The sequence below is a fragment of the uncultured Sphingopyxis sp. genome (assembly GCF_900078365.1).
Classification (GTDB): Bacteria; Pseudomonadota; Alphaproteobacteria; order Sphingomonadales; family Sphingomonadaceae; genus Sphingopyxis.
The window spans coordinates 2,763,577-2,790,252 of the sequence record NZ_LT598653.1; the positions used below are offsets into that span (position 1 = coordinate 2,763,577).

At 65.8% G+C, this 26,676-nt stretch carries 25 protein-coding genes; 12 read left to right on the forward strand and 13 right to left on the reverse strand.

Going from position 1 to position 26,676, the window contains the following annotated elements; all coding sequences use genetic code 11:
- Nucleotides 1–53 precede the first annotated feature (53 nt).
- The 5 genes from ahpF to QZL87_RS12780 all read right to left on the reverse strand — a co-directional run bounded on the left by ahpF (nt 54) and on the right by QZL87_RS12780 (nt 4,156).
- Nucleotides 54–1,709, reverse strand: coding sequence for an alkyl hydroperoxide reductase subunit F (ahpF, locus tag QZL87_RS12760; RefSeq protein ID WP_295326877.1), 1,656 nt, complete (start codon nt 1,707–1,709; stop codon nt 54–56).
- Nucleotides 1,710–1,905: 196 nt separating this feature from the next.
- On the reverse strand, nt 1,906–2,469 hold the full coding sequence (gene ahpC / locus QZL87_RS12765; RefSeq protein WP_295319958.1) for an alkyl hydroperoxide reductase subunit C: 564 nt from the start codon (nt 2,467–2,469) through the stop codon (nt 1,906–1,908).
- Nucleotides 2,470–2,613: 144 nt separating this feature from the next.
- On the reverse strand, nt 2,614–2,889 hold the full coding sequence (locus tag QZL87_RS12770) for a hypothetical protein (RefSeq protein ID WP_295319960.1): 276 nt from the start codon (nt 2,887–2,889) through the stop codon (nt 2,614–2,616).
- A gap of 59 nt (nt 2,890–2,948) precedes the next feature.
- Entirely contained in the window at nt 2,949–3,671 is a 723-nt protein-coding gene (locus QZL87_RS12775) for an AraC family transcriptional regulator (RefSeq protein ID WP_295319962.1), read from the reverse strand.
- Nucleotides 3,672–3,727: 56 nt separating this feature from the next.
- Nucleotides 3,728–4,156 (reverse strand): nuclear transport factor 2 family protein, encoded by a 429-nt coding sequence (locus QZL87_RS12780; RefSeq protein ID WP_295319965.1) that lies wholly within the window; start codon nt 4,154–4,156, stop codon nt 3,728–3,730.
- A 340-nt stretch (nt 4,157–4,496) separates the two neighbouring features.
- On the opposite strand from QZL87_RS12780, the gene polA reads away from it, so the two are divergent.
- From polA to QZL87_RS12795, 3 genes are all read left to right on the forward strand, one after another.
- Entirely contained in the window at nt 4,497–7,307 is a 2,811-nt protein-coding gene (gene polA, locus QZL87_RS12785) for a DNA polymerase I (RefSeq protein ID WP_295319967.1), read from the forward strand.
- Nucleotides 7,304–7,804, forward strand: coding sequence for a hypothetical protein (locus QZL87_RS12790; protein ID WP_295319969.1), 501 nt, complete (start codon nt 7,304–7,306; stop codon nt 7,802–7,804). Before polA ends, QZL87_RS12790 begins: the two co-directional genes overlap by 4 nt.
- A gap of 118 nt (nt 7,805–7,922) precedes the next feature.
- Nucleotides 7,923–8,597, forward strand: a complete 675-nt coding sequence (locus QZL87_RS12795; RefSeq protein WP_295319972.1) for a CDP-alcohol phosphatidyltransferase family protein — start codon at nt 7,923–7,925, stop codon at nt 8,595–8,597.
- Between the two features lie 31 nt (nt 8,598–8,628).
- On the opposite strand, the gene QZL87_RS12800 is transcribed toward QZL87_RS12795, so the two are convergent.
- Nucleotides 8,629–9,522 carry a prephenate dehydratase gene (locus QZL87_RS12800; protein ID WP_295319974.1) on the reverse strand — a complete coding sequence of 298 codons (894 nt, stop codon included), beginning with the start codon at nt 9,520–9,522 and terminating at the stop codon, nt 8,629–8,631.
- A 186-nt stretch (nt 9,523–9,708) separates the two neighbouring features.
- Here QZL87_RS12800 and QZL87_RS12805 point away from each other — a divergent pair, with 186 nt between their 5' ends.
- Together QZL87_RS12805 and QZL87_RS12810 are read left to right on the forward strand one after the other, a co-directional pair.
- A complete protein-coding gene (locus tag QZL87_RS12805) occupies nt 9,709–10,362 on the forward strand; it encodes a cytochrome c family protein (RefSeq protein WP_295319976.1) in 654 nt (217 codons plus the stop codon).
- The gene (locus QZL87_RS12810) at nt 10,362–10,790 is read left to right on the forward strand and encodes a cytochrome c family protein (protein WP_295319979.1); all 429 of its coding nucleotides are present in this window, start codon (nt 10,362–10,364) and stop codon (nt 10,788–10,790) included. The genes QZL87_RS12805 and QZL87_RS12810 overlap by 1 nt, the downstream gene beginning before the upstream one ends.
- A gap of 226 nt (nt 10,791–11,016) precedes the next feature.
- On the opposite strand, the gene QZL87_RS12815 is transcribed toward QZL87_RS12810, so the two are convergent.
- Both QZL87_RS12815 and QZL87_RS12820 read right to left on the reverse strand, forming a co-directional pair.
- Nucleotides 11,017–11,892, reverse strand: a complete 876-nt coding sequence (locus QZL87_RS12815; protein ID WP_295319982.1) for an LOG family protein — start codon at nt 11,890–11,892, stop codon at nt 11,017–11,019.
- Between the two features lie 194 nt (nt 11,893–12,086).
- On the reverse strand, nt 12,087–12,788 hold the full coding sequence (locus tag QZL87_RS12820) for an extensin family protein (protein WP_295319984.1): 702 nt from the start codon (nt 12,786–12,788) through the stop codon (nt 12,087–12,089).
- Between the two features lie 172 nt (nt 12,789–12,960).
- Between QZL87_RS12820 and QZL87_RS12825 the strand changes: the two genes are divergently transcribed.
- From QZL87_RS12825 to QZL87_RS12835, 3 genes are all read left to right on the forward strand, one after another.
- Entirely contained in the window at nt 12,961–14,088 is a 1,128-nt protein-coding gene (locus QZL87_RS12825; RefSeq protein WP_295326879.1) for a phosphoserine transaminase, read from the forward strand.
- An 85-nt stretch (nt 14,089–14,173) separates the two neighbouring features.
- Nucleotides 14,174–15,760: a phosphoglycerate dehydrogenase gene (serA, locus tag QZL87_RS12830; RefSeq protein ID WP_295319987.1), complete on the forward strand. Its 1,587-nt coding sequence runs from the start codon at nt 14,174–14,176 to the stop codon at nt 15,758–15,760.
- A 173-nt stretch (nt 15,761–15,933) separates the two neighbouring features.
- On the forward strand, nt 15,934–17,046 hold the full coding sequence (locus QZL87_RS12835) for an ATP phosphoribosyltransferase regulatory subunit (RefSeq protein ID WP_295319989.1): 1,113 nt from the start codon (nt 15,934–15,936) through the stop codon (nt 17,044–17,046).
- 127 nt (nt 17,047–17,173) lie between these two features.
- Here QZL87_RS12835 and QZL87_RS12840 read toward each other — a convergent pair whose 3' ends face one another.
- A complete protein-coding gene (locus tag QZL87_RS12840; protein ID WP_295319991.1) occupies nt 17,174–17,551 on the reverse strand; it encodes a DOPA 4,5-dioxygenase family protein in 378 nt (125 codons plus the stop codon).
- Between the two features lie 302 nt (nt 17,552–17,853).
- Between QZL87_RS12840 and QZL87_RS12845 the strand changes: the two genes are divergently transcribed.
- Nucleotides 17,854–19,143, forward strand: coding sequence for an adenylosuccinate synthase (locus QZL87_RS12845; RefSeq protein WP_295319993.1), 1,290 nt, complete (start codon nt 17,854–17,856; stop codon nt 19,141–19,143).
- On the opposite strand, the gene QZL87_RS12850 is transcribed toward QZL87_RS12845, so the two are convergent.
- Nucleotides 19,133–20,026, reverse strand: coding sequence for a haloalkane dehalogenase (locus tag QZL87_RS12850; protein ID WP_295319995.1), 894 nt, complete (start codon nt 20,024–20,026; stop codon nt 19,133–19,135). The genes QZL87_RS12845 and QZL87_RS12850 overlap by 11 nt on opposite strands.
- Nucleotides 20,027–20,102: 76 nt before the next feature.
- Here QZL87_RS12850 and QZL87_RS12855 point away from each other — a divergent pair, with 76 nt between their 5' ends.
- The gene (locus QZL87_RS12855) at nt 20,103–20,693 is read left to right on the forward strand and encodes an NADPH-dependent FMN reductase (RefSeq protein ID WP_295319997.1); all 591 of its coding nucleotides are present in this window, start codon (nt 20,103–20,105) and stop codon (nt 20,691–20,693) included.
- On the opposite strand, the gene QZL87_RS12860 is transcribed toward QZL87_RS12855, so the two are convergent.
- The 3 genes from QZL87_RS12860 to QZL87_RS12870 form a co-directional block, all read right to left on the reverse strand.
- Nucleotides 20,690–22,003 carry an MFS transporter gene (locus QZL87_RS12860; RefSeq protein WP_295319999.1) on the reverse strand — a complete coding sequence of 438 codons (1,314 nt, stop codon included), beginning with the start codon at nt 22,001–22,003 and terminating at the stop codon, nt 20,690–20,692. The two genes, QZL87_RS12855 and QZL87_RS12860, sit on opposite strands and share 4 nt — an antisense overlap.
- A 132-nt stretch (nt 22,004–22,135) precedes the next feature.
- Nucleotides 22,136–22,618: a DUF2721 domain-containing protein gene (locus tag QZL87_RS12865; protein WP_295320002.1), complete on the reverse strand. Its 483-nt coding sequence runs from the start codon at nt 22,616–22,618 to the stop codon at nt 22,136–22,138.
- Nucleotides 22,618–23,832: an LL-diaminopimelate aminotransferase gene (locus QZL87_RS12870; RefSeq protein ID WP_295320004.1), complete on the reverse strand. Its 1,215-nt coding sequence runs from the start codon at nt 23,830–23,832 to the stop codon at nt 22,618–22,620. The genes QZL87_RS12865 and QZL87_RS12870 overlap by 1 nt, the downstream gene beginning before the upstream one ends.
- A 115-nt stretch (nt 23,833–23,947) precedes the next feature.
- Here QZL87_RS12870 and phaC point away from each other — a divergent pair, with 115 nt between their 5' ends.
- Both phaC and QZL87_RS12880 read left to right on the forward strand, forming a co-directional pair.
- Nucleotides 23,948–25,720 carry a class I poly(R)-hydroxyalkanoic acid synthase gene (phaC, locus tag QZL87_RS12875; protein WP_295320007.1) on the forward strand — a complete coding sequence of 591 codons (1,773 nt, stop codon included), beginning with the start codon at nt 23,948–23,950 and terminating at the stop codon, nt 25,718–25,720.
- A gap of 122 nt (nt 25,721–25,842) precedes the next feature.
- Nucleotides 25,843–26,580 (forward strand): phasin family protein, encoded by a 738-nt coding sequence (locus QZL87_RS12880; RefSeq protein WP_295320009.1) that lies wholly within the window; start codon nt 25,843–25,845, stop codon nt 26,578–26,580.
- The last annotated feature ends 96 nt before the right edge of the window (nt 26,581–26,676 follow it).

Genomic DNA, 26,676 nt, shown 5'->3' on the forward strand with positions numbered 1-26,676 from the left:
TTCCTTGGCCGGGATGACGAGATAGCGAGGTAGGTGCTTCGCCCTTTACGACGCTACACGCCCGCGCGGATCAGGTGGTCGAAGGCCGACAGCGACGCCTTTGAACCTTCGCCCATTGCGATGACGATCTGCTTGTAGGGCACCGTCGTCACATCGCCCGCGGCGAAGATGCCGGGCTGGCTCGTCGCGCCGCGCGCATCGACCTCAATCTCGCCGCGATCGCTGAGGGCAACCGCATCGCCGAGCCATTCGGTGTTCGGGATGAGGCCGATCTGGACGAAGATGCCTTCGAGCTCGACGAGATGCTCCTCCTCCTTGTTGCGGTCGCGGTAGCGCAGGCCGACGACCTTCTCGCCATTGCCGAGCACTTCGGTGGTGAGCGCCGAGGTGATGACCGTGACGTTCGGCAGGCTGCGCAGCTTCGTCTGCAGGACCGCGTCGGCGCGAAGCTGGTTGTCGAACTCGATCAGCGTCACATGCGCCACGAGCCCGGCAAGATCGATCGCCGCTTCGACGCCCGAATTGCCGCCGCCGATCACCGCGACGCGCTTGCCCTTGAACAGCGGGCCGTCGCAGTGCGGACAGTAAGCGACGCCCTTGTTGCGATATTCGGCCTCGCCGGGGACGCCCATCTGGCGCCAGCGCGCGCCGGTCGACAGGATCACCGTCTTGCCCTTGACGCTCGCGCCGCTCTTCAGCTTCACTTCGTGCAAGCCCGTCGCGCCGCCGGGGATCAGCTCGGCAGCTTCCTGCACATTCATGACGTCGACGTCATAATCCTTCACATGCGCCTCGAGCTGCGCCGCGAGCTTCGGCCCCTCGGTGTGCTGGACCGAGACGAAATTCTCGATCCCCAGCGTGTCGAGCACCTGTCCGCCGAAGCGTTCGGCGACGATGCCGGTGCGGATGCCCTTGCGCGCGGCATAAATCGCCGCCGCCGCGCCACCCGGGCCACCACCGACGACGAGCACGTCGAACGGATCCTTCGCGGCGATCTTCTCGGCGGCGCGCGCCACCGCGCCGGTGTCGAGCTTGGCGACGATCTGCGCGAGGTCCATGCGGCCCTGCCCGAAGGGTTCGCCGTTCAGGAAGACGGCGGGCACCGCCATCACCTTGCGCCGCTCGACCTCGTCCTGGAACAGCGCGCCGTCGATCGCGGTGTGGCGGATATTCGGATTGAGCGCCGCCATGATGTTGAGCGCCTGCACGACATCGGGGCAATTCTGGCACGACAGCGAGAAAAAGGTTTCAAAGGTGAAGTCGCCTTCCAGCGCACGCACGGCGTCGAGCAGTTCGGCGTCTTCCTTCGGCGGGTGCCCGCCGACGTGGAGCAGGCGATGAACTGGCCCAAGGTGACCGCCAGCGGCGCGGTTGCCTCGGGCCAGTTCATCGCCGGCGCGCGCGCCGCGGGCCTGCCCGCCGACGTGGAGCAGTGCGAGGATCAGCGAGGTGAATTCATGCCCCATCGGCAGGCCCGCGAACACGGCTTCGGCGCGGCCGTCATCGGTGCGGATCGCGAAGGAGGGCCGCCGCGCGTCGTCGCCGTCGAAGCGTGCGGTGACGAGGTCCGACTGCGCCGCGACTTCCTCGACCAGCGCGCGCATCTCGGCCGACTTGGGCGAGGCGTCGAGGCTCGCGACCAGTTCGATCGGACGGCGCAGATTGCCGAGATAGGATTTGAGCTGGGCGGTCGTGTTGGCGTCGAGCATCGGCATGGGGAGAGCCTTTCGAACAGGAGCAAGGGTTCGCCGTGTCGCGGCGCGACCAGCGGATTCCAGACGGGAGATCAAATAGGATGCCGTGCTCCCGCGAAGGCGGAGACCCATCTCCTGCCGGTTCAAAATGGAGCCGACCGGTGATGGGCTCCCGCCTTTGCGGGAGCACGGGCTTATCCAAGTAGCCGGCTTAGATCTTGCCGACGAGTTCGATCGAGGGCGCGAGCGTTTCGGCGCCCTCTTCCCACTTCGCCGGGCAGACCTGGCCGGGGTTGGCGCGGACATAGACCGCGGCCTTGATCTTGCGGACCAGTTCCTCGGCGTTGCGGCCGACGCCTTCGCTGGTGATTTCCATCACCTGGATCACGCCATCGGGATCGACGACGAAGGTCGCGCGGTCGGCGAGGCCCGAATCTTCACGCAGCACGCCGAAATTATTGGCGAGGACGTGATTCTGGTCGCCCAGCATGTGATAGTTGATCTTGCCGATCGCCGGCGAGCTGTCGTGCCACGCCTTGTGGCTGAAATGCGTGTCGGTCGAGACCGAATAGACTTCGACGCCGAGGCCCTTCAGCGTTTCATACTGGTCGGCGAGGTCTTCGAGCTCGGTCGGGCAGACGAAGGTGAAGTCGGCCGGATAAAAGAAGAAAACCGCCCACTTGCCCTTGGTATCGGCGTCCGTCACGGGGACGAACTTGCCCTGATGGTACGAGGTGGCGTTGAACGGCTTGATCGAGCTTCCGATGATACCCATGGGAGAAGTGTTTCCTTTGTTGCTGCACTGCAAAATGACTTGCAGGGCGCAGCTATGCCGTGTGGCGCGCGCACTCAACCCCAATTTTCCGGGCACACTTATCGACTCAGTCGATCAAAAGCCGAATTTGACGAAAAACTGCGATCAGCGGCAGACCTGCTTCGCAGCGGCAAGCAGTTCGATCACCTCGGCATCGAAATCGTCGGGGGCGTCCGGCGTGATCTTGCGAAAACGGCGCGCGCAATAGGCGGCGCGCGGGCCGAGGTCGGGGACATCGCGAAACTTCAGCGCGGTTCCCGTTTGCCCGCCGACAAGGTCGGGCATGTCGGTCCACACGGTGCGCACGGTGAAGACGGCGCCCGGGCGAACCTCGGGCGGGTAACGCTCGTGCCGGCTGATGCACAGCGCCAGGTCATCCACTCGCCAATCGTCTGCCATTATCAACCTCATGGTTGTTACGCAGCGTTGGACGGAGGCTATCACATAAGCGTCGCGATGCGAAGCGCCCCTCGGGCGGGCGGCGTCAGACCGAGACCTGCGATCGCCGCGCTCGGCGTCAGCCCGAAAAGGCGGCGGAAGGCGCGTGAGAGATGCGCGGTATCGGCGAACCCGGCGTCCATCGCCGCGGTGCGCACCAGCGCGCCATCGCGCATCTGCTCGGCGGCATATTGCAGCGCGAACCAGAGCTTGAATTCACGAAAGGCCTGTCCGGTCGCCGCTTTGAAACAGCGCAGCGCCCGCGTACGTTCGAGGCTCAAACGGCGCGCCAGCTCGGTCTGCGGCATGCGGCGCATCGGATCGGCGTAGATCGCCTCGACGGCAGCTATGATCGTGGGCGGCATGGCGGCGCGCGCCGCAAGACGCGCCCGTAGCGCGTCGATCGCGCCCGCCGCACCGCCAAACGCGTCCTGTGCAAGATGGGCGAGACCGCCTGTCAGCGGCCGCGCCAAGGGAGCTTCAAAAGGAAAGACCAAGCCACTCAGGTAAAGAACATCGGCGCCGCGTTCGGGCAGCGTGACCGCGTGGACGATGCCGGGGCGGACGAGCAATATCTCGCCCTCGACGCGCGCGCCGCCCTGTTCGAGCCGCAGGCTGCCGCCGCGCCCCGCGAGCACGCAAGTGACCGGATTGGCGTGCGGTGCAAGCGACCGCACGCCGACCGGGAGCAGCGAGTTGCGGAAAGGCGAAAGCGTGTCGGGCATCGCGGCGATTATCCGCGGCTCCGGCGCCCGGCGCAAGCGCCGGCCCGATGCCGATACTAGCGGTCGATTCCCGCGCGTACGAAGGCAGCGTGCATCTCGCGCCCGTTCGGATAGACGTCCTTGCGCATCACTTCGCCCGCTTCGTTCACCGTGACGACGTCGAGCATCCCGACGCGCGCGGTGAACGGCGCGCCGCCGGGCTCGCGCAGCGACAGCAGCATCGTCCATTCGAACACCCAATGATCCGCGCCAAAGAGGCGACGCCCCATCTCCATCGAAAAATCGAAGGTCGCGAACAATTGCCGGCAATGCTCGCGCAGACGTTCACGCCCCGTCACGGGCTCGGTGCCGTCGCGCAGCGCGAAGATCGTGTCCTCCGAATGGAGCGCGGCGATCAGGTCGGGATCCTTCGTTTCCCAGCCGACATGATAGCGGTCGAACAGCGCCTCGATCGACGGCGGGGGCGCGATCTCTGCGGTAGCCATGCTTTTTCTCCCATTGTGCCGCATATGGAAATAGTAGTCTCCGCCTGGGTCGCGTTGAACGAACGTGCATTGCGAAATTGCCCGATAATCGGCTGAGGAGACGCTTCGGATTCGGAGCAATGCCATGTTTCGACCGAAACTAGCCGTCGCCCCCGCGAAGGCGGGGGCCGCTGTCGGTTTACGCGGGCGCCGCTGATTAAGGCCGCTGGCGGCCCCCGCCTTCGCGGGGGCGACGGTTATAGGCAACGTCCGCTACCACCCCAAAGCAGCCGTCCGCAACTGCAACCTCTCGCACGGACATAGCTAGGCCGCCCCGCATCCCCCTGCTACACCGCCCGCCATGTCCGAGAAGAATCATCTCTATCTGGTCGATGGCTCCAGCTACATCTTCCGCGCCTATCACCGCCTGCCGCCGCTGACGAACCCCAAGGGTGTGCCCGTCGGCGCGGTCTATGGCTATACGACGATGCTCTGGAAGCTCGCGAAGGATCTGCACGACGCCGACGGGCCGACGCACCTTGCCGTCATCCTCGATCATTCGAGCCAGTCGTTCCGCAACGAGATTTACGACCAGTATAAGGCGAACCGGCCCGAGCCGCCCGAAGACCTCGTCCCGCAATTCCCGCTGATCCGCGACGCGACGCGCGCCTTTTCGCTGCCGTGCATCGAGATGGAGGGTTTCGAGGCCGACGATCTGATCGCCTCCTATGCCGAAGCGGCGGTGCGTGAGGGCTGGGACGTCACGATCGTGTCGTCCGACAAGGACCTGATGCAGCTGATCCGCGAGCCCGAGGGCGGCCCGCAGGTCGATATGCTCGACACGATGAAGAATGTCCGCATGGGTTTGGAAGCGGTGAACGAGAAGTTCGGCGTCACGCCCGATCTGGTCGGCGACGTGCTCGCGCTGATGGGCGACAGCGTCGACAATGTTCCCGGCGTGCGCGGCGTGGGGCCCAAGACCGCGACCAAGCTGATCCAGGAATATGGCAATCTCACCGCCGCGCTCGACGGCGCGGCAACGATGAAGGCGTCGAAGCTGCGCGACAATCTGATCGAGCATCGCGGACTCGCCGAACTGTCGCGCATCCTGGTCGACCTGAAGCGCGACTGCCCGCTCCCCGACCCGCTCGATGCGTTCAAGCTCGGCGCGATCCCGCCGCTGCCGCTCAAGAGCTTCCTCGACGAGCATGGTTTCCGCTCGCTGTCGGCGAAGCTCGATCTCGGCGGCACGCCCGGCGGGCCCCCGACCCTGCCGCGCGCGAGCGCCGCACCGGCGACGCCCGCGGCCGGGCCATCGACCCCTGCTCTCCCATCGATGCCGGCGATCGACCGCGCGCTGTACGAGACGGTGACGACGATCGAGGCGCTCGACCGCTGGATCGACGAAGCGCGCGCCGCGCATGTCGTCGCGATCGACACCGAAACCGCGAGCCTCGACAGCGTCACCGGCACCCTCGTCGGCGTCAGCATGGCGACCGCGCCGGGGCGCGCTTGCTACATCCCGCTCGGCCACGGCGGCACCGACATGTTCGCCGAAAAGCCCGATCAGGTGCCGCTCGCCGACGCGATCGGCCGTCTTCATGCGCTCTTCGCCGACGAGGCCGTGCTCAAGGTCGGGCACAACCTCAAATATGACATCGGCGTGCTCGCGCAGCATGGGCTGACCATCGCGCCCTATGACGATACTTTGGTGATGAGCTTCGCGCTCGACGCGGGCAAGCATCAGCACGGGCTCGACGAACTGGCGAAACTGCACCTCGACCATGTCTGCCTGTCGTTCAAGGAAGTCTGCGGTACGGGCAAGTCGCAGATCAGCTTCGCCGAGGTGCCGCTCGACCGCGCGACCCAATATGCGGCCGAGGATGCCGAGGTCGCGTGGCGGCTGTGGAAGCTGCTCAAGCTGCGCCTCCCCATCGAGGGCGGCACGCGCATCTACGAGATGGTCGACCGCCCGCTCGCCGCCGTCGTCGAGGGGATGGAGCGCGCCGGCATCATGGTGAACCGCGACTATCTCGCGCGCCTGTCGGGCGAGTTCGCGAACGAGATGCTCCGCATCGAGGCCGAGATTCACGAGCTGGCGGGCCAGCCCTTCGCGATCGGCAGCCCCAAGCAGCTTGGCGAGATTCTTTTCGACAAGCTGGGGCTGAAAGGCGGGCGCAAGGGCAAGTCGGGCGACTGGTCGACCGACCAGAACGAGCTCGAACGGCTCGAGCGCGACGGCGTGCCGATCGCGCGCAAGATATTGGAATGGCGCCAGCTCGCGAAATTGAAGTCGACCTATACCGACGCGCTGCAACAACAGATCAACGCGGTGACCGGCCGCGTCCACACGAGCTACAGTCTCGTCGGCGCGCAGACCGGCCGGTTGTCGTCGACCGACCCGAATTTGCAGAATATCCCGATCCGCACCGAGGTCGGCCGCCAGATCCGCGACGCCTTCATCGCCGCGCCGGGCCATGTGCTGATGGCCGCCGACTATAGCCAGATCGAGCTCAGGCTTGCGGCGCACATGGCCGACGTGCCCGAACTCAAGGAAGCGTTCGCGAAGGGACAGGATATTCACGCCGCGACGGCGATCGAATTGTTCGGCGAGGTCAACCGCGACACCCGCGCCAAGGCGAAGACGATCAACTTCGCGATCCTCTACGGCATTTCGCGTTGGGGCCTCGCCGGCCGGCTCGAAATCACCCCCGACGAGGCACAGGCGCTGATCGCGCGCTATTTCGAACGCTTCCCCGGCATCTCGGACTATATTACCGACACGCTCGAGCGCGCGCGCGAGCGCGGCTATACCGAAACGCTGTACGGCCGGAAGACCTGGTTCCCGCGCATCAAGGCGGCGAACCAGAACGAACGCGCGGGCAGCGAGCGCGCCGCGATCAACGCGCCGATCCAGGGCACCAGCGCCGACCTGATCAAGCGGGCGATGGCGCGCATGCCGAAAGCCTTGGCCGATGCGGGGCTTTCCGACGTCAGGATGCTGCTCCAAGTCCACGACGAACTGGTGTTCGAAGCGCCCGAGGACAAGGCGGCGGCCGCGAGCGACGTCATCCGCGCGGTGATGTCGGGCGCCGCCGGGCCGGTGCTCGAACTCTTGGTCCCTCTCGAGGTCGAGATCGGCACGGGCAAGAGCTGGGGCGAAGCGCATTGATCGGCGCGCTGCTGTTCGTCACGGCGCTCGCCGCCGAGCCCGCCGTCGTATCTCCCGAGGACGCCACCTCGACGCCCGCGCGCCCATCGTCGATCGCCGACAGCGACTTGCGCCAATTCGCGGCGATCGCGGGACGCAAGGTCGCCGGGCGGCCGGTTGAGGGCCCCTATGCGACGGCCGACAAGATCCTGCTGATCCGCCGCGACGACAAGGGCTACCCGGTCATAGCGGCGAGCATGGGCTTCCCGGTGCGCCAGTCGCTTCCCGCACCGCCCGACGGCACGCTCGCCGTCGTCCGCTTGCACCAGCGGTCCGAAACCGTCGTCCCCGGCCCCACCGTCGACGATCTGGCCTTCGTGAAGGCGAACCGGCTGCCGCTGTTCGTGATCGGCGAATGGGCCCGCCCCGCCCCGATGTGGGAAGTGGCGTGGGTCGATGGCGCGGTGCGTTTCCGCACGATCGGCGAGGTCGGCGAAATCGGCCCCTGGCGCGACTGACCGGCGCGAGCGAACGTCGCATCGACGGCCTCGCCCTTTCGCCCGCCCGACTTTGCCTCTATGACGGACCGATGACATGCGGCCGGCACTTTTGTGACGGCCGGAACAAAGGGTCCACATGAGCAAGTTCGAACCCGTCGCGAAGGCGCCGGTCCGCATCCAGCAGAACATCCTCGCGCGCAGCGAGCGGCGTCTGCTCAACTGGCTGTGCGCGCGCCTTCCGGCATGGGTCACGCCTGATCAGCTCACCACCCTGGGTTTCGCGGGCGCGGTGCTTGTTGCGGCGGGCTATCTGCTCAGCTGGTTCGACAGCGAATGGCTCGGCCTGTCGCTCGCCGGCTATATCGTCAACTGGTTCGGCGATTCGCTCGACGGCAGCCTCGCGCGCTGGCGCGGGATCGAGCGGCCCAATTACGGTTATTTCGTCGATCACAGCGTCGATGCGATTGCAACCTTGCTGATGATCAGCGCGATCGGCATGAGCCCCTATATGCGGCTCGACGTCGCACTTATGGGGGTGATCGGCTATTTCCTGCTGTCGATCCACACCTTCATTTCGGCGAAGATCCTCGGCGAATTCCGCCTGTCCTATATGGCGGGCGGGCCGACCGAACTGCGGCTGATGCTGATGGCGATGACCGCGCTGATGCCGGTCGTCGGCGCCAGCGACATCCCCGGCACCAATTTCTCGCCCTTCGACCTGTTCGCGCTCGTCGTCGCGAGCGTCCTCGTCACGCTCTTCATCGTCCAGACGTCGGCGACCGCCCGAATGCTCCGCCGCCGGGGCAACTGAGATCGAGGAAGCGGGCCGGTGCCGCCAACGCTCAGCGCCGCTCGCGCGCCTGAGCATAGGTGCCGAGCAGGCGCAGCGACTTGGTCTGGAAATCGAGTTCCTCGAGCGCGCGGTCGACCCGCTCGTCGCCCGGCGCCCCGACGATGTCGCAATAGAATTGCGTCGCCGCGAAACTGTCGCCGGTCTGATAGCTTTCGAGCTTGGTCATGTTGACGCCATTGGTCGCGAAGCCGCCAAGTGCCTTGTAAAGCGCGGCGGGGATATTTTTCACCTCGAACATGAAGGTCGTCATCAGCGGCCCCTCGATCCCCGCGAAATCGGTCAGCGGCTCGCGCGCCAGCACGACGAAGCGCGTCGTGTTGTGGTCGGCGTCTTCCATCCCGGTGCCATGCAGCGTCAGGCCGTAAAGCGCGGCCGCGTGCGGCGGCGCGAGCGCGGCGAGGCCGACCTCGTCGCTGTCGGCGACCCACGCCGCGGCGCCCGCGGTGTCGCTGTGCGCGACGGGCGCGATATGGTTGGCGCGGAGCCAATGGCGGCATTGCCCGAGCGCCTGTTCGTGGCTCATCGCGCGCGTCACGGGGCCGAGATCGCGGCTCATCAGGCCGTAGCGGATCGGCAGGAAATGCTCGCCGACGATCGACAGGCCCGATTCGGGCAGCAGGAAATGAATGTCCGCGACGCGGCCGTGCAGGCTGTTCTCGATCGGAATGATCGCGCGGTCGACGCGGCCTTCGCGCACCGCATCGATCGCATCCTCGAACGCATAGCAGGGCATCGGCAGCGAGTTCGGGTCATATTCGCGCGCGGCGAGGTCGCTGTTCGCGCCCGGCGCGCCCTGAAACGCCAGCCCGCGCGCGGGCTCGGCGAGCGCCACCGCCCGCATTTCGTCGACCAGATGCTGCGCCGAAGCCGAATAGCTGCCCATCGATTGCCTTCCCAGGGTGGAGCCGCGGCGCATAGCCGCCCCGCCCGCCACACGCAACCGGACCTTCGGCCTTCGGCTCTTCGGGCGATTTCATCCCCTTGCGCCGCCGTCGCCGCGCCAGTAAGGGAGCCTCCAAATCAAAGATGCGCCCCGCAAGCGGGCGCCAGCTAACGGGGCTGCTAGAGCATGGACGATCGCAACAATACTATTGCCGGCTGGGTGCTGTTCGCCGGCATTTGCGCACTGGGCCTGACGATCGGGTCGCAGATGCTGTTCGCCAGCCACGCCCCCGAAAAGCCCGGTTACCCGATCGAAGATGCCGAGGCCGGCGCCGGTGGCGGCGAATCGGCCGTGCCGCTCGCCAACCTGCTCGCCGCCGCCGACCCGGCGAAGGGCGAAGCGGTGTTCGCGAAATGCGCCGCGTGCCACACGATCAATTCGGGCGGCGCCAACGGCATCGGCCCGAATCTGTGGGGCGCGCTCGGCAAGCCGCACGGCCATGTCCCCGGCTTCGATTATTCGGCGGCGCTGAAGGGCGTTCCGGGCAACTGGGACTTCGCCGGCATGGACGAATGGGTAAAGAGCCCGCGCAAATATGCCCCGGGCACCAAGATGTCGTTCGCGGGCCTCAGCAACCCCGAGGATCGCGCCAACCTGATCGTCTATCTGAACAGCCAGGGTTCGAACCTGCCGCTGCCGCCCGTCGAAGCCGCCCCCGCGGCGGAAGAAGCGGGCGCCGCTCCGGCGGAAGGCGAAGCGGCCGCTGCCCCGGCCGCCGAGGGCGAAGCCGCCCCGGCTTCCGACGCCGCCGCGCCCGCCCCGGCCGAAGCCAAGAAATAATGCGCCTCGCGCCCGTGCTGCTGGCGGGCGCACTGGCCCTCGCCGGTTGCGGCAAGAGCGAGCCCCCGGCCGATAGCGCGCCCGCGGCGAGCGAAGCCGCCGAGGCGGGTCCTGCGGTCGCACCGACCGCGGCGATGGGCGAACAGGTTTTCCGGCGCTGTGTCGCGTGCCACACGGTCGAAAAAGGCGGCTCCCACGGCATCGGTCCCAATCTGCACGGCGTCGTCGGCGCGCCTGTCGCGTCGAAACCCGATTTTTCCTATTCGGGCGCGATGAAGGCGAAGGGCGGCGTCTGGAACGAAGCGACGCTCGACGCCTATCTGAAAGCGCCGATGAAGGACGTCCCCGGCACGCGCATGGCCTTTGCCGGGGTGATCGACGCGACCGATCGCAAGGCGCTGATTCTGTATCTGGAAGAACAGAAATAACCGTCGCCCCCGCGAAGGCGGGGGCCGCTATCGGCCTTGCGCAGCAACGCCGGATTGGAGCGTGCAGCACCGTCTCTTCTTCGTCATCCCGGCGAAGGCCGGGATCTCGACCTTGCAATCTGACGCACCGGCGAGATCCCCGCCTTCGCCGGGATGACGATTCAGACAAGAATGATCGGAGTCCAAACCTCCAGCGGCCCCCGCCTGCGCGGGGGCGACGTTGCTCTCAATGATGCTCTTCGATGTTCGCGTAGAAGTCGGTGATGATCTTCCACGCCTCGTCCGCGGTCTCGACGAACTGGAAGAGATCGAGGTCGCGCGCGCTCACCACGCCTTCCTCGACCAGCGCCTCGAAATTGACCACGCGGCGCCAGAACTCCTTGCCGAACAGCACGATCGGGATCGGCTTGATCTTGCCCGTCTGGATCAGCGTCAAAAGCTCGAACATCTCGTCGAACGTGCCAAAGCCACCTGGGAAGACGCAGACCGCGCGCGCGCGCAGCAGGAAGTGCATCTTGCGCAGCGCGAAATAGTGAAACTGGAAGCTCAGCGACGGGGTGACGAAGCGGTTCGGCGCCTGTTCGTGCGGCAGCACGATGTTGAGCCCGATCGATTCGCGGCCTTCGTCGGCGGCGCCGCGGTTCGCCGCCTCCATGATCGACGGCCCGCCACCCGAACAGACGACGAAATGGCGGCAACCCTTATCGTCGCACGGATATTGGCTTGCGAGCCGCGCGAGAGCGCGCGCTTCGTCATAATATTTCGCCTTCGCCTTCAGCCGGCGGGCGATGTTGCGCTGCGCGTCATCGGTCGCCGCGGTCTCGAGCGCGTCGGCTTCCGACGGTTCGGGGATGCGCGCCGAACCATAGATCACCAGCGTCGATTCGATCCCCGCTTCGTCGAGCAGCAGTTCGGGCTTGAGCAGTTCGAGCTGGAAGCGAACCGGGCGCAGATCCTCGCGCAGCAGGAAATCCTTGTCCTGGAATGCGAGTTTATATGCGGGGTGCGCCGTCTGCGGGGTGGTCGTCGCCTGTTTGGCGAACTGCGCGTCGTCCTTGGCTTTGTGGAAACGCGAACGATGGGGTTGTTTATCTTCTGCCATTAACGAGCGGCTAGCCGCTCCGCGTGACTTTGCCAAGACTGGGCCCTTCCGATCCTCCCTGTGGCGAAGCCATGGGGAGGGGGACCGTTCGCGAAGCGAATGGTGGAGGGGCCAGCAACGTCGGCGCTATCGCCCCTCCGTCAGCGCTTCGCGCTGCCACCTCCCCATCGCTGCGCGACGGGGAGGATCAATGGTCACCGGCAGTAGCCGTTGCCGCTCATGTCGAAGTGAAAATGATTGTAATGGGCGGCGTTGTAATCGGGACCGAGCACGGTGCCGAAGCGGCGGCAGCCCGATTTGTGCAGCGCGCGCAGAAAGTCCTGCGACGGCTTGTCGCCGTCCCAGCCCCCGTCAAGCATGATGCGGCGGCCGTCGGCGAGGATGAAGCCCGACACGTCGACCGCGTTCGAATAGGCGTGCTGCGACAGCCGCCCCGAACGGCCGCCATAGATGTTGCGGCAGCTATAGGTGCCGAAAGTCTCGATCTTCACGACTTCGGTGCCGAAATATTTCCGCGCCGCGGGTTTCACCGCATATTGTGCCCAGGCGGCGAAATTCTTCGCGAGCGGACAGGTCATCGCGCCTAGCCCCGACACCGGCACGCCGACGTCGAGCAGCTTGACCGAATCGATCGAGGTGCAGCCACCGCCATGATCTTCGTTCGGCAGCGGGGTGAACCGCACACCGGCCTGCTTGAGGTCGAAGGCGCATTGCTGCGCCTCGGCGCTGGTGAAGGAGGGGGTGCCGACGGCTTGCGGGCGGCTCGACTTGCTCGCCGACGTCCGTTTCCCGCCGCTGTTCTTCATCGCCTCGGGCGTTCCGAAACAGGCGGAAAGCGCGAGCGCCGCGGTGGCGGCGATCAGGATCCGGGGCTTCAGGAAAGTCGGGATCGGCATGGGCGTCAAATTACCGACGAAATGGTTAACAAGCTGTATACTATTTTCTCCACTCGTCGAAAATTTCGCGCGGTCCGTGCAATTTGTTTGACAGTTGCGCGCCCGACCCTAAACGCGGCGCCGGGCCACGCGGTCCCAACGCCGCGCGCGCTCTCTGCAAGGAGAGACTATGATGAGTGAAGTGACGACGCCACAGGTGCGCCCGACGCGCCCCTATTTTTCTTCCGGACCCTGCGCCAAGCCGCCGGTCTGGTCCCCCGAAAAACTGAACACCGAATCGCTGGGCCGCTCGCATCGCGCCAAGATCGGCAAGACGCGCCTCCAATATTGCATCGACCTGATGCGCGAGATGCTGCAGCTTCCCGACACGCACCGCATCGGCATCGTTCCGGGCTCCGACACCGGCGCCTTTGAAATGGCGATGTGGACGATGCTGGGCGCCCGCCCGGTCACCACGCTGGCTTGGGAAAGCTTCGGTGAAGGTTGGGTCACCGATGCCGCGAAGCAGCTCAAGCTCGATCCGACTGTCATCCGCGCCGATTACGGTGAACTTCCCGACTTGACGCAGGTCGACTGGTCGAACGACATCCTCTTCACCTGGAACGGCACCACGTCGGGCGTCCGCGTGCCGAACGGCGACTGGATCGCCGATGACCGCACCGGCCTCAGCTTCGCCGACGCGACCAGCGCCGTGTTCGCCTACGACCTGCCGTGGGACAAGATCGACGTCGCGACCTTCAGCTGGCAGAAGGTGCTCGGTGGCGAAGGCGGCCATGGCGTGCTGATCCTCGGCCCGCGCGCGGTCGAACGGCTCGAAACCCACACCCCGGCCTGGCCGCTGCCGAAGGTGTTCCGCCTCATGTCGAAGGGCGCGCTGGCCGAAGGCGTGTTCAAGGGCGAAACGATCAACACCCCGTCGATGCTCGCGGTCGAGGATGCGATCTTCGCGCTCGAATGGGCGAAATCGCTTGGTGGTCTCGACGGCCTCAAGGCACGCAGCGATGCGAACGCCGCGGCGCTCGACAAGATCGTTTCGGAACGCGAGTGGCTGAGCCATCTCGCCGCCGACCCCGCCAGCCGCTCGAAGACCTCGGTCTGCCTGTCGGTCGCGGGCGCCGACGCGGATTTCATCAAGAAATTCGCCGGGCTGCTCGAAAAGGAAGGCGCGGCCTATGACATCGCGGGTTACCGCGACGCGCCTCCGGGCCTGCGCATCTGGTGCGGCGCGACCGTCGACACCGCCGATGTCGAAGCCCTCGGCCCGTGGCTCGACTGGGCTTACGCCTCGCTCAACGCTTGACGTCGTCCCAGCGAAAGCTGGGACCGCTATCGATCATCCCCATTCCCAACGATCCCAGCTTTCGCTGGGATGACGGAGACAAAACATGACCGCACCCAAAGTTCTGATTTCCGACAAGATGGACCCCAAAGCCGAAGCGATCTTCAAGGAACGCGGCATCCAGGTCGACGTGATCACCGGCAAGACCAAGGACGAGCTGATCGCGATGATCGGCGATTATGACGGCCTCGCGATCCGCTCGGCCACCAGGGTCACCGCCGACGTCCTCGCCGCCGCGACGAAGCTGAAGGTCGTCGGCCGCGCCGGGATCGGCGTCGACAATGTCGACATTCCGGAAGCGTCGAAGAAGGGCGTCATCGTGATGAACACGCCCTTCGGCAACAGCATCACCACCGCCGAACATGCGATCGCGATGATGTTCGCGCTCGCGCGCCAGATTCCCGAAGCGAACACGGGAACGCAGGCGGGCAAATGGCCGAAGAACGACTTCATGGGCGTCGAGCTCACTTCGAAGACGCTCGGCCTGATCGGGTGCGGCAATATCGGCAGCATCGTCGCCGAGCGCGCGCTGGGGCTGCGCATGAAGGTCGTCGCCTTCGACCCCTTCCTGACCCCCGAGCGCGCGATCGAGCTCGGCGTCGAAAAGGCCGATCTCGACACCTTGCTCGCCAAGGCCGATTTCATCACGCTGCACACCCCGCTGACCGACCAGACGCGCAATATCCTGTCGGCCGAGAATATCGCCAAGGCGAAGAAGGGCGTGCGGATCATCAACTGCGCGCGCGGCGGGCTGATCGACGAAGCCGCGCTGAAGGACGCACTCGAATCGGGTCATGTCGCGGGCGCGGCGCTCGATGTGTTCCAACAAGAGCCGCCGGCGGCGGATCATCCGTTGTTCAGCGCCCCGAACTTCATCTGCACCCCGCATCTCGGCGCATCGACCGACGAGGCGCAGGTCAATGTCGCGATCCAGGTCGCCGAGCAGATCAGCGACTATCTGCTCACCGGCGGCATCACCAACGCGCTTAACGTCCCCAGCCTGTCGGCCGAGGAAGCGCCGAAGCTGCGTCCCTATATGAGCCTCGCCGAAAAGCTCGGCAGCCTTGTCGGCCAGCTCGCGCACGACAATCTCACGCATATCTCGATCGAGGTCGAGGGCGCCGCCGCCGAGTTGAACCTCAAGCCGATCACCGCCGCGGTGCTGACCGGCCTGATGCGCCGCTATTCGGACAGCGTGAACATGGTCAACGCCCCGCACCTCGCGCGCGAACGCGGTCTCGATGTGCGCGAGGTGCGCCACGATCGCGAGGGCGATTATCATACGCTCGTCCGCGTCACCGTCGCGACCGAAGCGGGCGACCGCTCGGTCGCGGGCACGCTGTTCGGCAACAACGAACCGCGCCTCGTCGAAATGTTCGGCATCCAGGTCGAGGCCGACCTCGACGGCCACATGCTCTACATCGTCAACGAGGATGCGCCGGGCTTCATCGGCCGCATCGGCACCGCGCTCGGCGAGGCGGGGCTGAACATCGGCACCTTCCACCTCGGCCGCCGCGCCGCGGGCGGCGAAGCGGTGCTGCTGCTGTCGCTCGATTCGCCGATGCCCGAGCCGCTGCTGTGGCAGCTCTGCCAGCTTCCCGGCGTGAAGACGGTGAAGGGGCTGAAGTTCTGAACCACAACACGCCCTCCCCTTCAGGGGAGGGCAGCGAGACTTGGCAGCTTGCTGCCTAGTCGCAGCGGGTGGGGGCCATCGGCCTTGCGCAAGGCCGATGGCCCCCACCCCAACCCCTCCCCTGAAGGGGAGGGGCTTTCCCAATACGCGATCACCGCGTAGGAGAGCCACCCATGACCAAGGCCCCTGCCCTTTTGCCCGAAGGCCTCCGCGATCGCCTCCCCCGCCAGGCGGAAGCCGCGTCGCGCGTCACCCGCGCGCTCGTCGATGCGATGCGCGCGCATGGCTATGGCCGCGTCGCACCGCCGCTCGCCGAGTTTCGCGAGACGCTCGGCGGCGACGAAGACCGGCAGGCGCGCGACCTGCTGCGCTTCACCGACCCGGTGTCGCAGCGCACGCTCGCGCTGCGCCCGGACATCACGCGGCAGGTCGGCCGCATCGCGACCTCCTTGCTCGCCAAGGCGCCACGCCCGCTGCGCCTCTGCTACGCCGGGCAGGTCGTGAAGCTGCGCGCCAGCCAGCTCCGCCCCGCGCGCGAAATGCTGCAGGTCGGCGCCGAACTGATCGGCAGCGACAGCGTCGCCGCGGCGCGCGAGATCGTCACCGTCGCGATCGACGCGCTCGAAGCCGCCGGTATCGGCCCCGTCACGATCGATTTCACCCTGCCCGACGTCGTCGACCTGCTTGCGGGCGGGCCTTTGCCGGTCGATACCGACCTCCAGCAGCTCCGCGACGAACTCGACGCCAAGGACGCCGGCGCGCTGACGCGGATCGGCGCCGAAGCCTATCTGCCACTGCTGCGCGCCACGGGACCGTTCGATCAAGCGATTGCCGACCTCCGCGCCTTCGACACCACCGGCACCCTCACCGCCCGCATCGACGCGCTCGAAGCGATCGCCGCGCCGATCCGCGACCGCGTGACGCTGACGCTCGATCCGACCGAGCGCCACGGTTTCGCCTATCAGAGCTGGTTCGGCTTTCAGATTTTCGTGCCCGGACAAGGCGACGCGGTCGGCCGCGGCGGCGGCTATTCAATTCTCGTCGGCGAACAGGAAGAATCGGCGGTCGGCTTCTCGCTCTATCCCGATCCGCTGATCGACGCAGGGCTTGGCGCCGAAAATGAGGCCGAGCGCCGCATCTTCCTGCCGCTCGGCCACGACCCCGCGCTCGCCGCAAGCCTGCGCGCCGACGATTGGCAGACTGTGGCGGCGCTATCCGACGGCGACGACGCCAAGGCACTCGGCTGCGGCTGGCGCCTCGGCCCCGACGGGCCGATCGAGGCCTAGCCCTCGCTTCGTCATTCCGGCGCAGGCCGGAATCTCACCATCGCCTTTGGAACCCCCGGCGAGATCCCGGCCCCTTCGACTGCCTTGCAAGCGCTCAGGACAGGCTTCGCCGGGATCTCGAAATGGATCAAAAACCCCGCCCCCCGAACCGCGCGACACCCTTGTTATGCCCCGGCGGATCGAGCACCGTCAGATCGAGTTCGACCGGTTCGCCGATCCAGTGCGCCAACGTCGTATGATCGGCGAGATCGTCATCGGTCAGCGGGTGGACCAGCGCGCGCAGCCCTGTCGGTTCGATCGCCGCGATAATGGCGTCCTGCGACCGCGCCAGAAAATGCACCTCATATTGCGCGATCGAGTGCGGGCCGACCGGGCGATCCGCCATCGGACTGACGAACAAAATTGCCGGATCCTTGCCCAAATCGTCGCGCAGCGCGGACGCCGCAGCGCGTTCAGCGGGGTCATAATAGATATGGGCGTGGTAGGGGGCGTTGGGTTCGGTCACAGAATATCCTTCCAAATTCGCTCGCAAAAAAGGAGCGGCACGACATTCAATCGTGCAACGCGTTAATCGGTCTGGTCGAATGGGTCGCCACGCCGGGGCAAGCGGCGTCGCCCGGCCTCATGTAGGATGACCGGGTTGATTTACAACAGGAACGATCGCTTCAACCAGCCATCGGCCGACGCCGTTGCCGGATAGCCGGTGCCACACGGCAATGTCGCAAATTCACGCCCGCCCTTGCCTCTGCAGCCAAATCCGCTAAGGCCGCGCCGGGCCGGAAGGGCCTCGCTCAGCAGGACAGCATCATGGCAAATGTTACCGTCATCGGGTCGCAATGGGGCGACGAGGGCAAGGGCAAGATCGTCGACTGGCTCGCCAGCCGCGCCGACGCCGTGGTCCGCTTCCAGGGCGGTCACAATGCCGGCCATACGCTCGTCGTCGGCGAGCAGGTCTACAAGCTGTCGCTCCTCCCTTCGGGCATCGTGACGGGCACGCTGTCGATCATCGGCAACGGCGTCGTGCTCGACCCGTGGGCGCTGCGCGACGAGATCGCCAAGCTGCGCGGCCAAGGCGTTGCCATCAACCCCGAGAATTTCGCGATCGCTGACAATTGCGCGCTGATCCTGCCTTTTCACCGCGACCTCGACGCGCTGCGCGAAACCGCCGCGGGCGCGGGCAAGATCGGCACCACCGGCCGCGGCATCGGCCCGGCTTACGAGGACAAGGTCGGCCGCCGCGCGATCCGCGTCTGCGACCTCGCGCATCTCGACAAGCTCGAACCGCAGCTCGACCGCCTGACCGCGCATCACGACGCGCTGCGCGCCGGTTTCGGCGAGCCGCCGATCGACCGCGAGCGGCTGATCGCCGACCTCCGCGAAATCGCCGACTATGTGCTCGAATATGCCCAGCCCGTCTGGAAGCGGCTCAAGAAGGTCCGCAAGGCCGGCGCGCGCATCCTGTTCGAAGGCGCGCAGGGCGTGCTGCTCGACATCGACCACGGCACCTACCCCTTTGTCACCAGCTCGAACACGGTCAGCGGCACCGCGGCGTCGGGCTCGGGTCTCGGCCCCTCGGCGGTCGGCTTCGTGCTCGGCATCGCCAAGGCCTATACGACGCGCGTCGGCAGCGGCCCCTTCCCGACCGAGCTCGAGGATGAGACCGGCCAGCGGCTCGGCGAGCGCGGGCATGAATTCGGCACCGTCACCGGTCGCAAGCGCCGCTGCGGCTGGTTCGACGGCGCCGCGCTCAAGCGTTCGGTGCGCCTGAACGGCATTACCGGCCTGTGCATTACCAAACTCGATGTGCTCGACGGCTTCGATCGCGTTCGCATCTGCACCGGCTATCGCCTCAACGGCAAAATCCTCGACTATTTCCCGAGCCACGCCGCCGATCAGGCCGAGGTCGAGCCGATCTACGAGGAAATGGACGGCTGGCACGAATCGACCGCGGGCGCGCGCAGCTATGCCGACCTGCCCGCGCAGGCGATCAAATATATCCAGCGCGTGCAGGAGCTGATCGAAACCCCGATCGCGCTCGTGTCGACCAGCCCCGAGCGCGAGGACACGATCCTGATCCGCGATCCGTTCAGCGATTAAGGCCCGCCGCCGCAACGTCGCGGATCGCCGCGACGAAACCCGCCGGGTCATTCTCCTGCACAAAATGTCCGCCCGTCAGCGTGCGATGCGCCATGCCGCGCGCGCCGGGAACGCGGCTCGTGAACAGCGCATCGCCGCCGCGCGTGATCGGGTCGCCGTCGGTGAAGCAACAGAGGAAGGGCTTGTCGAACGCCTCGAGCGCCGCCCAGGCGCGCTTCTGGTCGGGCACCGCGACATTGTCGCCCAGCGGGACGAAGGACGGGAACACCCGCGCCGCAACCTTGGAGGCGCGCGTCGGGAAGGGCGCGTCATAGGCCGCGATTTCCGCCGGTGTCAGCCGCTTTTGCGCCCCGGCATTGACGATCCGCCCGATCGGAAAGAGCGGACTATAGCGCGAAAAAGCACGCCAGATCGCAAAGGCGCGCGGCGCCGGCTGCCCCTCGGGCAATCCCCCGTTCGACAGCGCCACCCCGGCAAAGCGTTCGGGCATTTCCGCGACGAGGCGCAAGCCGATCAGCGAACCCCAATCCTGACAGGCGAGGATCATATCCTTGAGGTCGAGCGCCTCGATCCATTGCCGCATCCATGCGACCTGCGCCGCATAGCTGTAAGCGTCACGGTCAAGCGGCTTGTCCGACCGGCCGAACCCGATCAGATCGGGCGCGACGACGCGAAACCCCGCTGCAACCGCCGGGCCGATCATCTTGCGATAGAGATAGGCCCAGGTCGGTTCGCCGTGCAGCATCAACACCGGCTGGTCCCCGGCCGCGCCCTCATCGACATAATGGACGCGAAGCCCGTCCGCGACCTCGACATATTTCGGCGCATAGGGCCAGTCCGGCAGTTCCGAAAAATAGTCGTCCGGCGTGCGATAGACGCGCATAAATCCCTCCCCCAAGGTTTTTCCCGCGATAGCTTAGGACACTTCCGTTTCGGTGCAAGCCGTGCCACCTAGCGGCATGGCCCGAAACATTCTCGTCTTCTACGGCAGCTATCGCCGCGACCGGCAGGGCATCAAGCTCGCGCGCTGGCTCGTCGAGGCCATCGCGGCGCGCGGGGACAGCGCCGAACTGATCGATGCGAAGGCGGTCGGCCTGCCGATGCTCGACCGGATGTACAAGGAATATCCGAAGGGCGAGGCGCCGGCGGCGATGGAGGAACTTGCCGGTAAAATCCGCGCCGCCGACGGATTTCTGTTCGTCACCGGCGAATATAATTGGGGGCCGCAACCGGGGCTCAAGAATCTCACCGATCATTTTCTTGAGGAATGGTTCTGGCGCCCCGCGGCGATCGCCTGCTACTCGGCGGGATCCTTCGCCGGAGTGCGTTCGATGATGGGGTGGCGCGACATATTGGGCGAAATGGGCATGGCGGTGATTTCGTCGATCCTGCCCGTCGCGCGCATCGGCAAGACCTTCGATGCCGAAGGCCAGCCCACGGGCGACGAAGGCAAGCAACTCGAACGGCTATTCCCGCGCTTCGCCGACGACCTCAACTGGTGGATCGACGCCGCGAGGGCGCAGCGCGCGAAGGTCGCCCCGCCCTATTAACCCGACTTGAGTTCGCGGCTGAGCCGGAGGCTGGCGCGCCAGAAGAAGAAGGCGGGGATAAGGCCTAGCCACGCCGCGCCATAGAGGACGTAGCGCACGCTTTCCTGTCCATAGGCCGGCGCCAGCGCATCCGAAAGGACGCCGAACAGGAACGGCCCGAACCCCAGCCCGATCAGATTCTGGCCGAACAGCATGATCGAAGCCGCCACGGCGCGCGCCTGCGGTCGCACCAGCCCCTGCACACAGCCATAGGCGGGCCCGTAATAGGCCGAGTTGAGAATCGTCGGGACGATCAGCAGCGCGACGGCGATCATCCAATTGTCCATATAATAGCCGAGGAACAGCACCGGCGCCGCAAGCGCCATGCCATAGGCGGGCAAGGTCAATATATGCTTCTTGTCGCGCGGCCCGAACCTGTCCGCCGCCTTGCCGCCGAGCCAGGTGCCGAACACGCCCGCCAACCCCAGCACGACCGCCATCGACAGCCCCGCCTCGGTCGTCGACAGCCCGTGGCTGCGGATGAAGAAGCTGATCGTCCACAGCGCCTTGCCGTAACCGAGGAAAGCGACGACCGACGAGGCGATCAATATATAGACGAACGCGCGCGAGGCGAAGATTTCGCGCATCGCCTCGCCGGTCGAAAGCCGCGCCGCGGGTGCCCCATCGGCCGCGGTTGCGGCAGGGCGGCTGTGCCGCGGCTCGCGCATCGCGAACAGCACGACGAGCGCGAGCAGCAACCCCGGTGCCCCGACGAGCATCAGCGCGATGCGCCAGCCATAGAGGTCGTTGACGATCCCGCCGATGATCAGCCCGAGCAGCGAGCCGATCGGCACGCCGAGCCCGTAGAAGGCGATCGCCGACGAGCGTTTTTCGGGCGCGACGCTGTCCGAGATCAACGAGTGCGCCGAAGGAGTACACCCTGCTTCGCCGACGCCGACGCCGATGCGCGCGAACAGCAGTTGGACGAAATTCTGCGCGAGCCCGCACACCGCGGTCATCGCCGACCAGATGGCGAGCGCGAGCGCGATCAGCCGCACGCGGTTCGTCCCCTCCTTGTCGGCGTAGCGCGCGATCGGGATGCCGAGCAGCGCATAGAAGACGGCGAACGCGGGACCGGCGAGCAGGCCGAGCTGGGTGTCCGAAAGCCCGAGATCGGCCTTTATCGGCTCGGCGAGGATGTTGACGATCTGCCGATCGAGGAAATTGAAGATATAGACGATCAGCAGAATCCACAGCATCGTCCGCGTCTGCGCGGAAACGCCGGTGGCCGGCGCGGCAAGGCCCTGCGACAAGGCGGCTTTATCGGTCATTCCTATCTCCCGCCGCCAAGGGAGCAGACCAGAGGGAGAGGTGTCAACGCCGTTCGAGCGCGCCGAAAATGCGCGCGGCCAATTGCCGCTACGGCCACCGCCGCGCGACGCATGGAAAAAATTTTCGGCTGGTCAGCGCCGGTCGCGCCGCTGCTTCCAGTCCCTGTCTTCCAGCTCGAGCAATTCCATCGGCACGTGGATCGCGCGCACCGCAAGCCGCACCTCGACGAGAAAGAGGATCAGCGAGACGAGCAGCAACAGCATTGCAACGGCAAAGGCCCAGGACGCCGCGACGCCCAGATTGGCGCCTGTAAAGGCTTGGGTGAACAGCAAGGCGACGAGCAGGCAGACGACGATCCCGCACGCCACGGCGGAGAGGATCGAATTGTTGATGATCTTCATCCGCCGGTCGGCGATGCGCAGTTCGGCGACGATGCGCTCATGCTCGACGCCTTCGGTATCGGCCCAGCGTTGCATCAGATGGCGCGAGCGATCGACGACGCGCGCCAGCCGCCCCGCGATGACGTTGAGCAGGCTGCCGGTCGCCACCAGCAGGAACACCGGCGTGACCGACAGCTGGATCGTCTGCGCAATCGCGCCGGCGTCGAGGTCCATCATCCCCCCGTCGCGACCGACGGCGTGTTCACGCCATGCATCGCCAGGAATTTGCGCACGTTGCGCGCCGCCTGGCGGATGCGCTGCTCATTCTCGACCATCGCGATGCGGACATAGCCTTCGCCGTCCTCGCCATAGCCGACGCCCGGCGCGACCGCGACCTTGGCATGGGTCAGAAGCTGCTTCGAAAATTCGAGGCTTCCCATGTCCTTGAGTGCGGGGGGCAGCGGCGCCCAGGCGAACATCGACGCGGGCGGGCTCGGAATCTCCCAGCCCGCGCGGCCGAAGCTTTCGACCATCACGTCGCGGCGCTTCTGGTAAAGCTCGCGGTTCCTGGCGACGATGTCCTGCGGGCCGTTGAGCGCCGCGCAGGCCGCGGCCTGGATCGGGGTGAAGGCGCCATAGTCGAGATAGGATTTGACGCGCGTCATCGCCGCGATCAGCCGCTTGTTGCCGACCGCGAAACCCATGCGCCAGCCCGCCATCGAATAGGTCTTCGACATCGAGGTGAATTCGACCGCGACGTCCTTCGCGCCCGGAACCTGCAGGATCGAGGGGGTCGGATTGCCGTCGTAATAAAGCTCCGAATAGGCGAGGTCCGACAGCACCCAGACCTTATTCTCCTTCGCCCAGGCGACGAGCCGCTCATAAAAGGCAAGGTCTACCGCCTCGGCGGTCGGGTTCGACGGATAGTTGACGACGAGGATCGACGGTCGCGGCACGGTGAAGGCCATCGCGCGGTCGAGCGCGCGCCAGTAATTCTCGTCGGGGGTCGTCGGAACGCTGCGGATCGTCGCGCCGGCGATGATGAAGCCGAAGGTGTGGATCGGATAGCTGGGGTTCGGCGCGAGCACGACGTCGCCGGGGCCGGTGATCGCGGTCGCGAGGCTGGCGAGCCCTTCCTTCGACCCCATCGTCACCACGACCTCGCTCTCGGGATCGAGGTCGACGTTGAAGCGGCGGCCGTAATAATTGGCCTGCGCGCGGCGGAGGCCCGGAATGCCCTTCGACTGCGAATAGCCGTGCGCGTCGGGCTTCATCGCGACTTCGCAGAGCTTCTCGATCACATGCGCGGGCGGCGGCAGGTCGGGGTTGCCCATCCCCAGGTCGATGATGTCCTCTCCCGCGGCGCGGGCGGCCGCACGCATCGCATTCACTTCGGCGATGACGTAGGGCGGCAGGCGCTTGATGCGATAGAATTCATCTTCGGACATGGGAAACTAGAACAACTCCTTTTCGTGTGCGTTTGATTGACGCGAGCGGCAATCTCGCCAGCCGCGTCGCGGCTTGTTATAGGCATTATATCCGCACTGACCAGCAGGAACGAGCATGAGCGACACGGCCAAGAACGACACGAGAGAAGCGCCGAATCCCTTCATGCCGTCGCCCGACGACATCCAGCATTGGGCGAGCGTGATGGGCCGCGCGCAGCAGATGATGCTCGAATATGCGCTGGGCCAGGCGAACGATGGCAACAGTGCCGCGGCGAGCCTGTTCGACCCCGCGCACTGGCTGCAGAATCCGACGACGCAAGCGTGGGCCGAGCAATCGTCGAAACTGTGGGAGCAGGGCGTCGCCTTCTGGACCTCGCTCGCGACGATCCAGCCCTCTTTCGCGCCCGATGCCGACCCGCGGAAAGACAAGCGTTTTGCCGATCCCGACTGGACGGAAAACCCCGTCTTCGCGCTGATCCGTCAGACCTATGGACTGCTCGCCGAACAATTGCTCACGACCACCCGCACGATGCAGGGGCTCGACGAGAACGCGCGCGCGAAGATGGAATTCGCGGCGAAGAGCATGACCGAGGCGCTCTCGCCCTCGAACCTCGCGATCACCAATCCCGAAGTAATCAAGCGCGCGGTCGAGACGCGCGGCGAAAGCCTGCTAAAAGGCCTCAAGCATATGCTCGCCGACCTGTCGCGCGGGCAGCTTTCGCATGTCGATCCCGACGCCTTCGAGGTCGGGGTCAATATCGCGACGACGCCGGGCAAGGTGATCCACGAGACCGATCTCTATCAGCTGATCCACTACGCGCCGGCGACGAAGGAGGTGTTCGCCGTCCCGCTCGTCATCTTCCCGCCGTGGATCAACCGCTTCTACATCCTCGACCTCAATCCAGCGAAAAGCTTCGTCGCCTGGGCGGTCGAACAAGGCCTTTCGGTCTTCATGGTGTCGTGGAAGTCGGCCGACGCGTCGATGAGCGAGGTCGTGTGGGACGATTATGTCGCGGCGCAGGTCGATGCGATCGATACGGTGCGCGAGTTGCTGGACGTGCCGCACGTCCACACGATCGGCTATTGCGTCGCCGGTACCACGCTCGCCGCCACGCTGGCGATGCTCGCGGCGCGCGAAGAGGCGGGCAAGGTCAAGTCGGTGACCTTTTTCACCGCGCAGGTCGATTTCGAGCTGGCGGGCGACCTCAAGATGTTCGTCGACGACAGCTATCTGACTTTGCTCCAGCAGCTGTCGGCCGGCGGCTTCCTCGACGGGCGCTATATGGCGGCGACCTTCAACAGCCTGCGCGGGCGCGACCTCATCTGGAATTATGTCGTCAGCAATTATCTGCTCGGCAACGACTATCCGCCCTTCGACCTCCTCTATTGGAACGGCGACGTCACCAATCTGCCCGCGAAATGGCACCGGCAATATCTGGTCGATCTCTATCGCGACAACCGGCTGGTGATCCCGAACAGCCTGTCGGTGATGGGGACGCCGATCGACCTCAGGAAGATCGAGACCCCCGCCTATATCCAGGCCGGGCGCGAGGACCATATCGCGCCGCTCGCCAGCGTCTGGCGGCTGATGGATCATCTGTCGGGCCGCAAAACCTTTGTCCTCGCGGGGTCGGGACATATCGCTGGCGTGGTCAACCCGCCCGCTGCGGGCAAATATCAATATTGGACCGGCGACGATGCGGCCGCGACGCTCGACGATTTCGTTGCGGGCGCGACCGAGACCAAGGGCAGCTGGTGGCCGCACTGGATTGGCTGGATCGCACAGCAGGATGACGCGAAAACCGCCGCCAAAGGCGCACGCATCCCCGGAAAGGGCAAGAAAAAGGCGATCGAGGACGCGCCCGGCCGTTACGTCAAACAGCGGTAATATCGGGGAAATATACTCGCATCGGACCGGCCTTGCAGCAATTTTTGTGCATTGCACAAATTTTTGCTTGAAATCGCCGATCCGCTCCTATATTGTGCAGTGCAACATAAAGGAGTTGTCCGATGGCTACCAAGATGGATAGTGCCGAAAAGGCTTTCGAAGCCGCGACGCTGGAAACCGCCGCCAAGCCGGCTGCTCCCGCCGTTCCGGTCGAGGCTGCGCCCGCAGCGCCGGTCCCGGCGCCCGTGAAAACCAAGACTGTCGCGGCGAAGGCCAAGCCGGTCCAAAAGAAAGCCGCAAAGCCGGCAGCCAAAAAGGTCGCCCCCAAGAAGGCGGCTGCGAAGACCATTGCCCCCAAGCCCGCGAAAGCCGCGCCGAAGCCGGCCGCTCTCGCCACCAAAGGACTGAAGACCATGAACGACACCGTCAAGAAGTTCGCCGACGAAGCGAAGACCCGCGCCGAAGCCCTGACCGCCGACTTCAACGAGAAGGCCAAGGAAGCGTTCGCGAAGTCGAGCAAGCTCGCCGAAGAAGCCGTCGAGTTCAACAAGGCGAACGTCGAAGCCCTCGTCGAATCGGGCAAGATCGCTGCCAAGGGCATCGAAACGCTCGGCCAGGAAGGCGTGAGCTTCGCCCGCAAGAGCTTCGAAGACACGACCGCCGCGCTGAAGGGCTATACCGCCGTCAAGACCCCGGCCGACTTCTTCAAGCTCTACGCCGAAAACAGCAAGAAGGCGTTCGACGCCGCCGTTGCGCAGACCTCGAAGACCAGCGAACTCGTCGTCAAGCTGACGAACGACAGCTTCGCGCCGATCTCGAACCGCGTTTCGGTCATCACTTCGAAGATGAAGGCCGCCTAAGCGCCCTCTCTTCCATCGTTGGCGCGGGCAACTCCCCTCCCTCTCCCCGCCTGCGCCGACACCTCAGGGCCGCTCGCTTCCCCGGAAGCGGGCGGT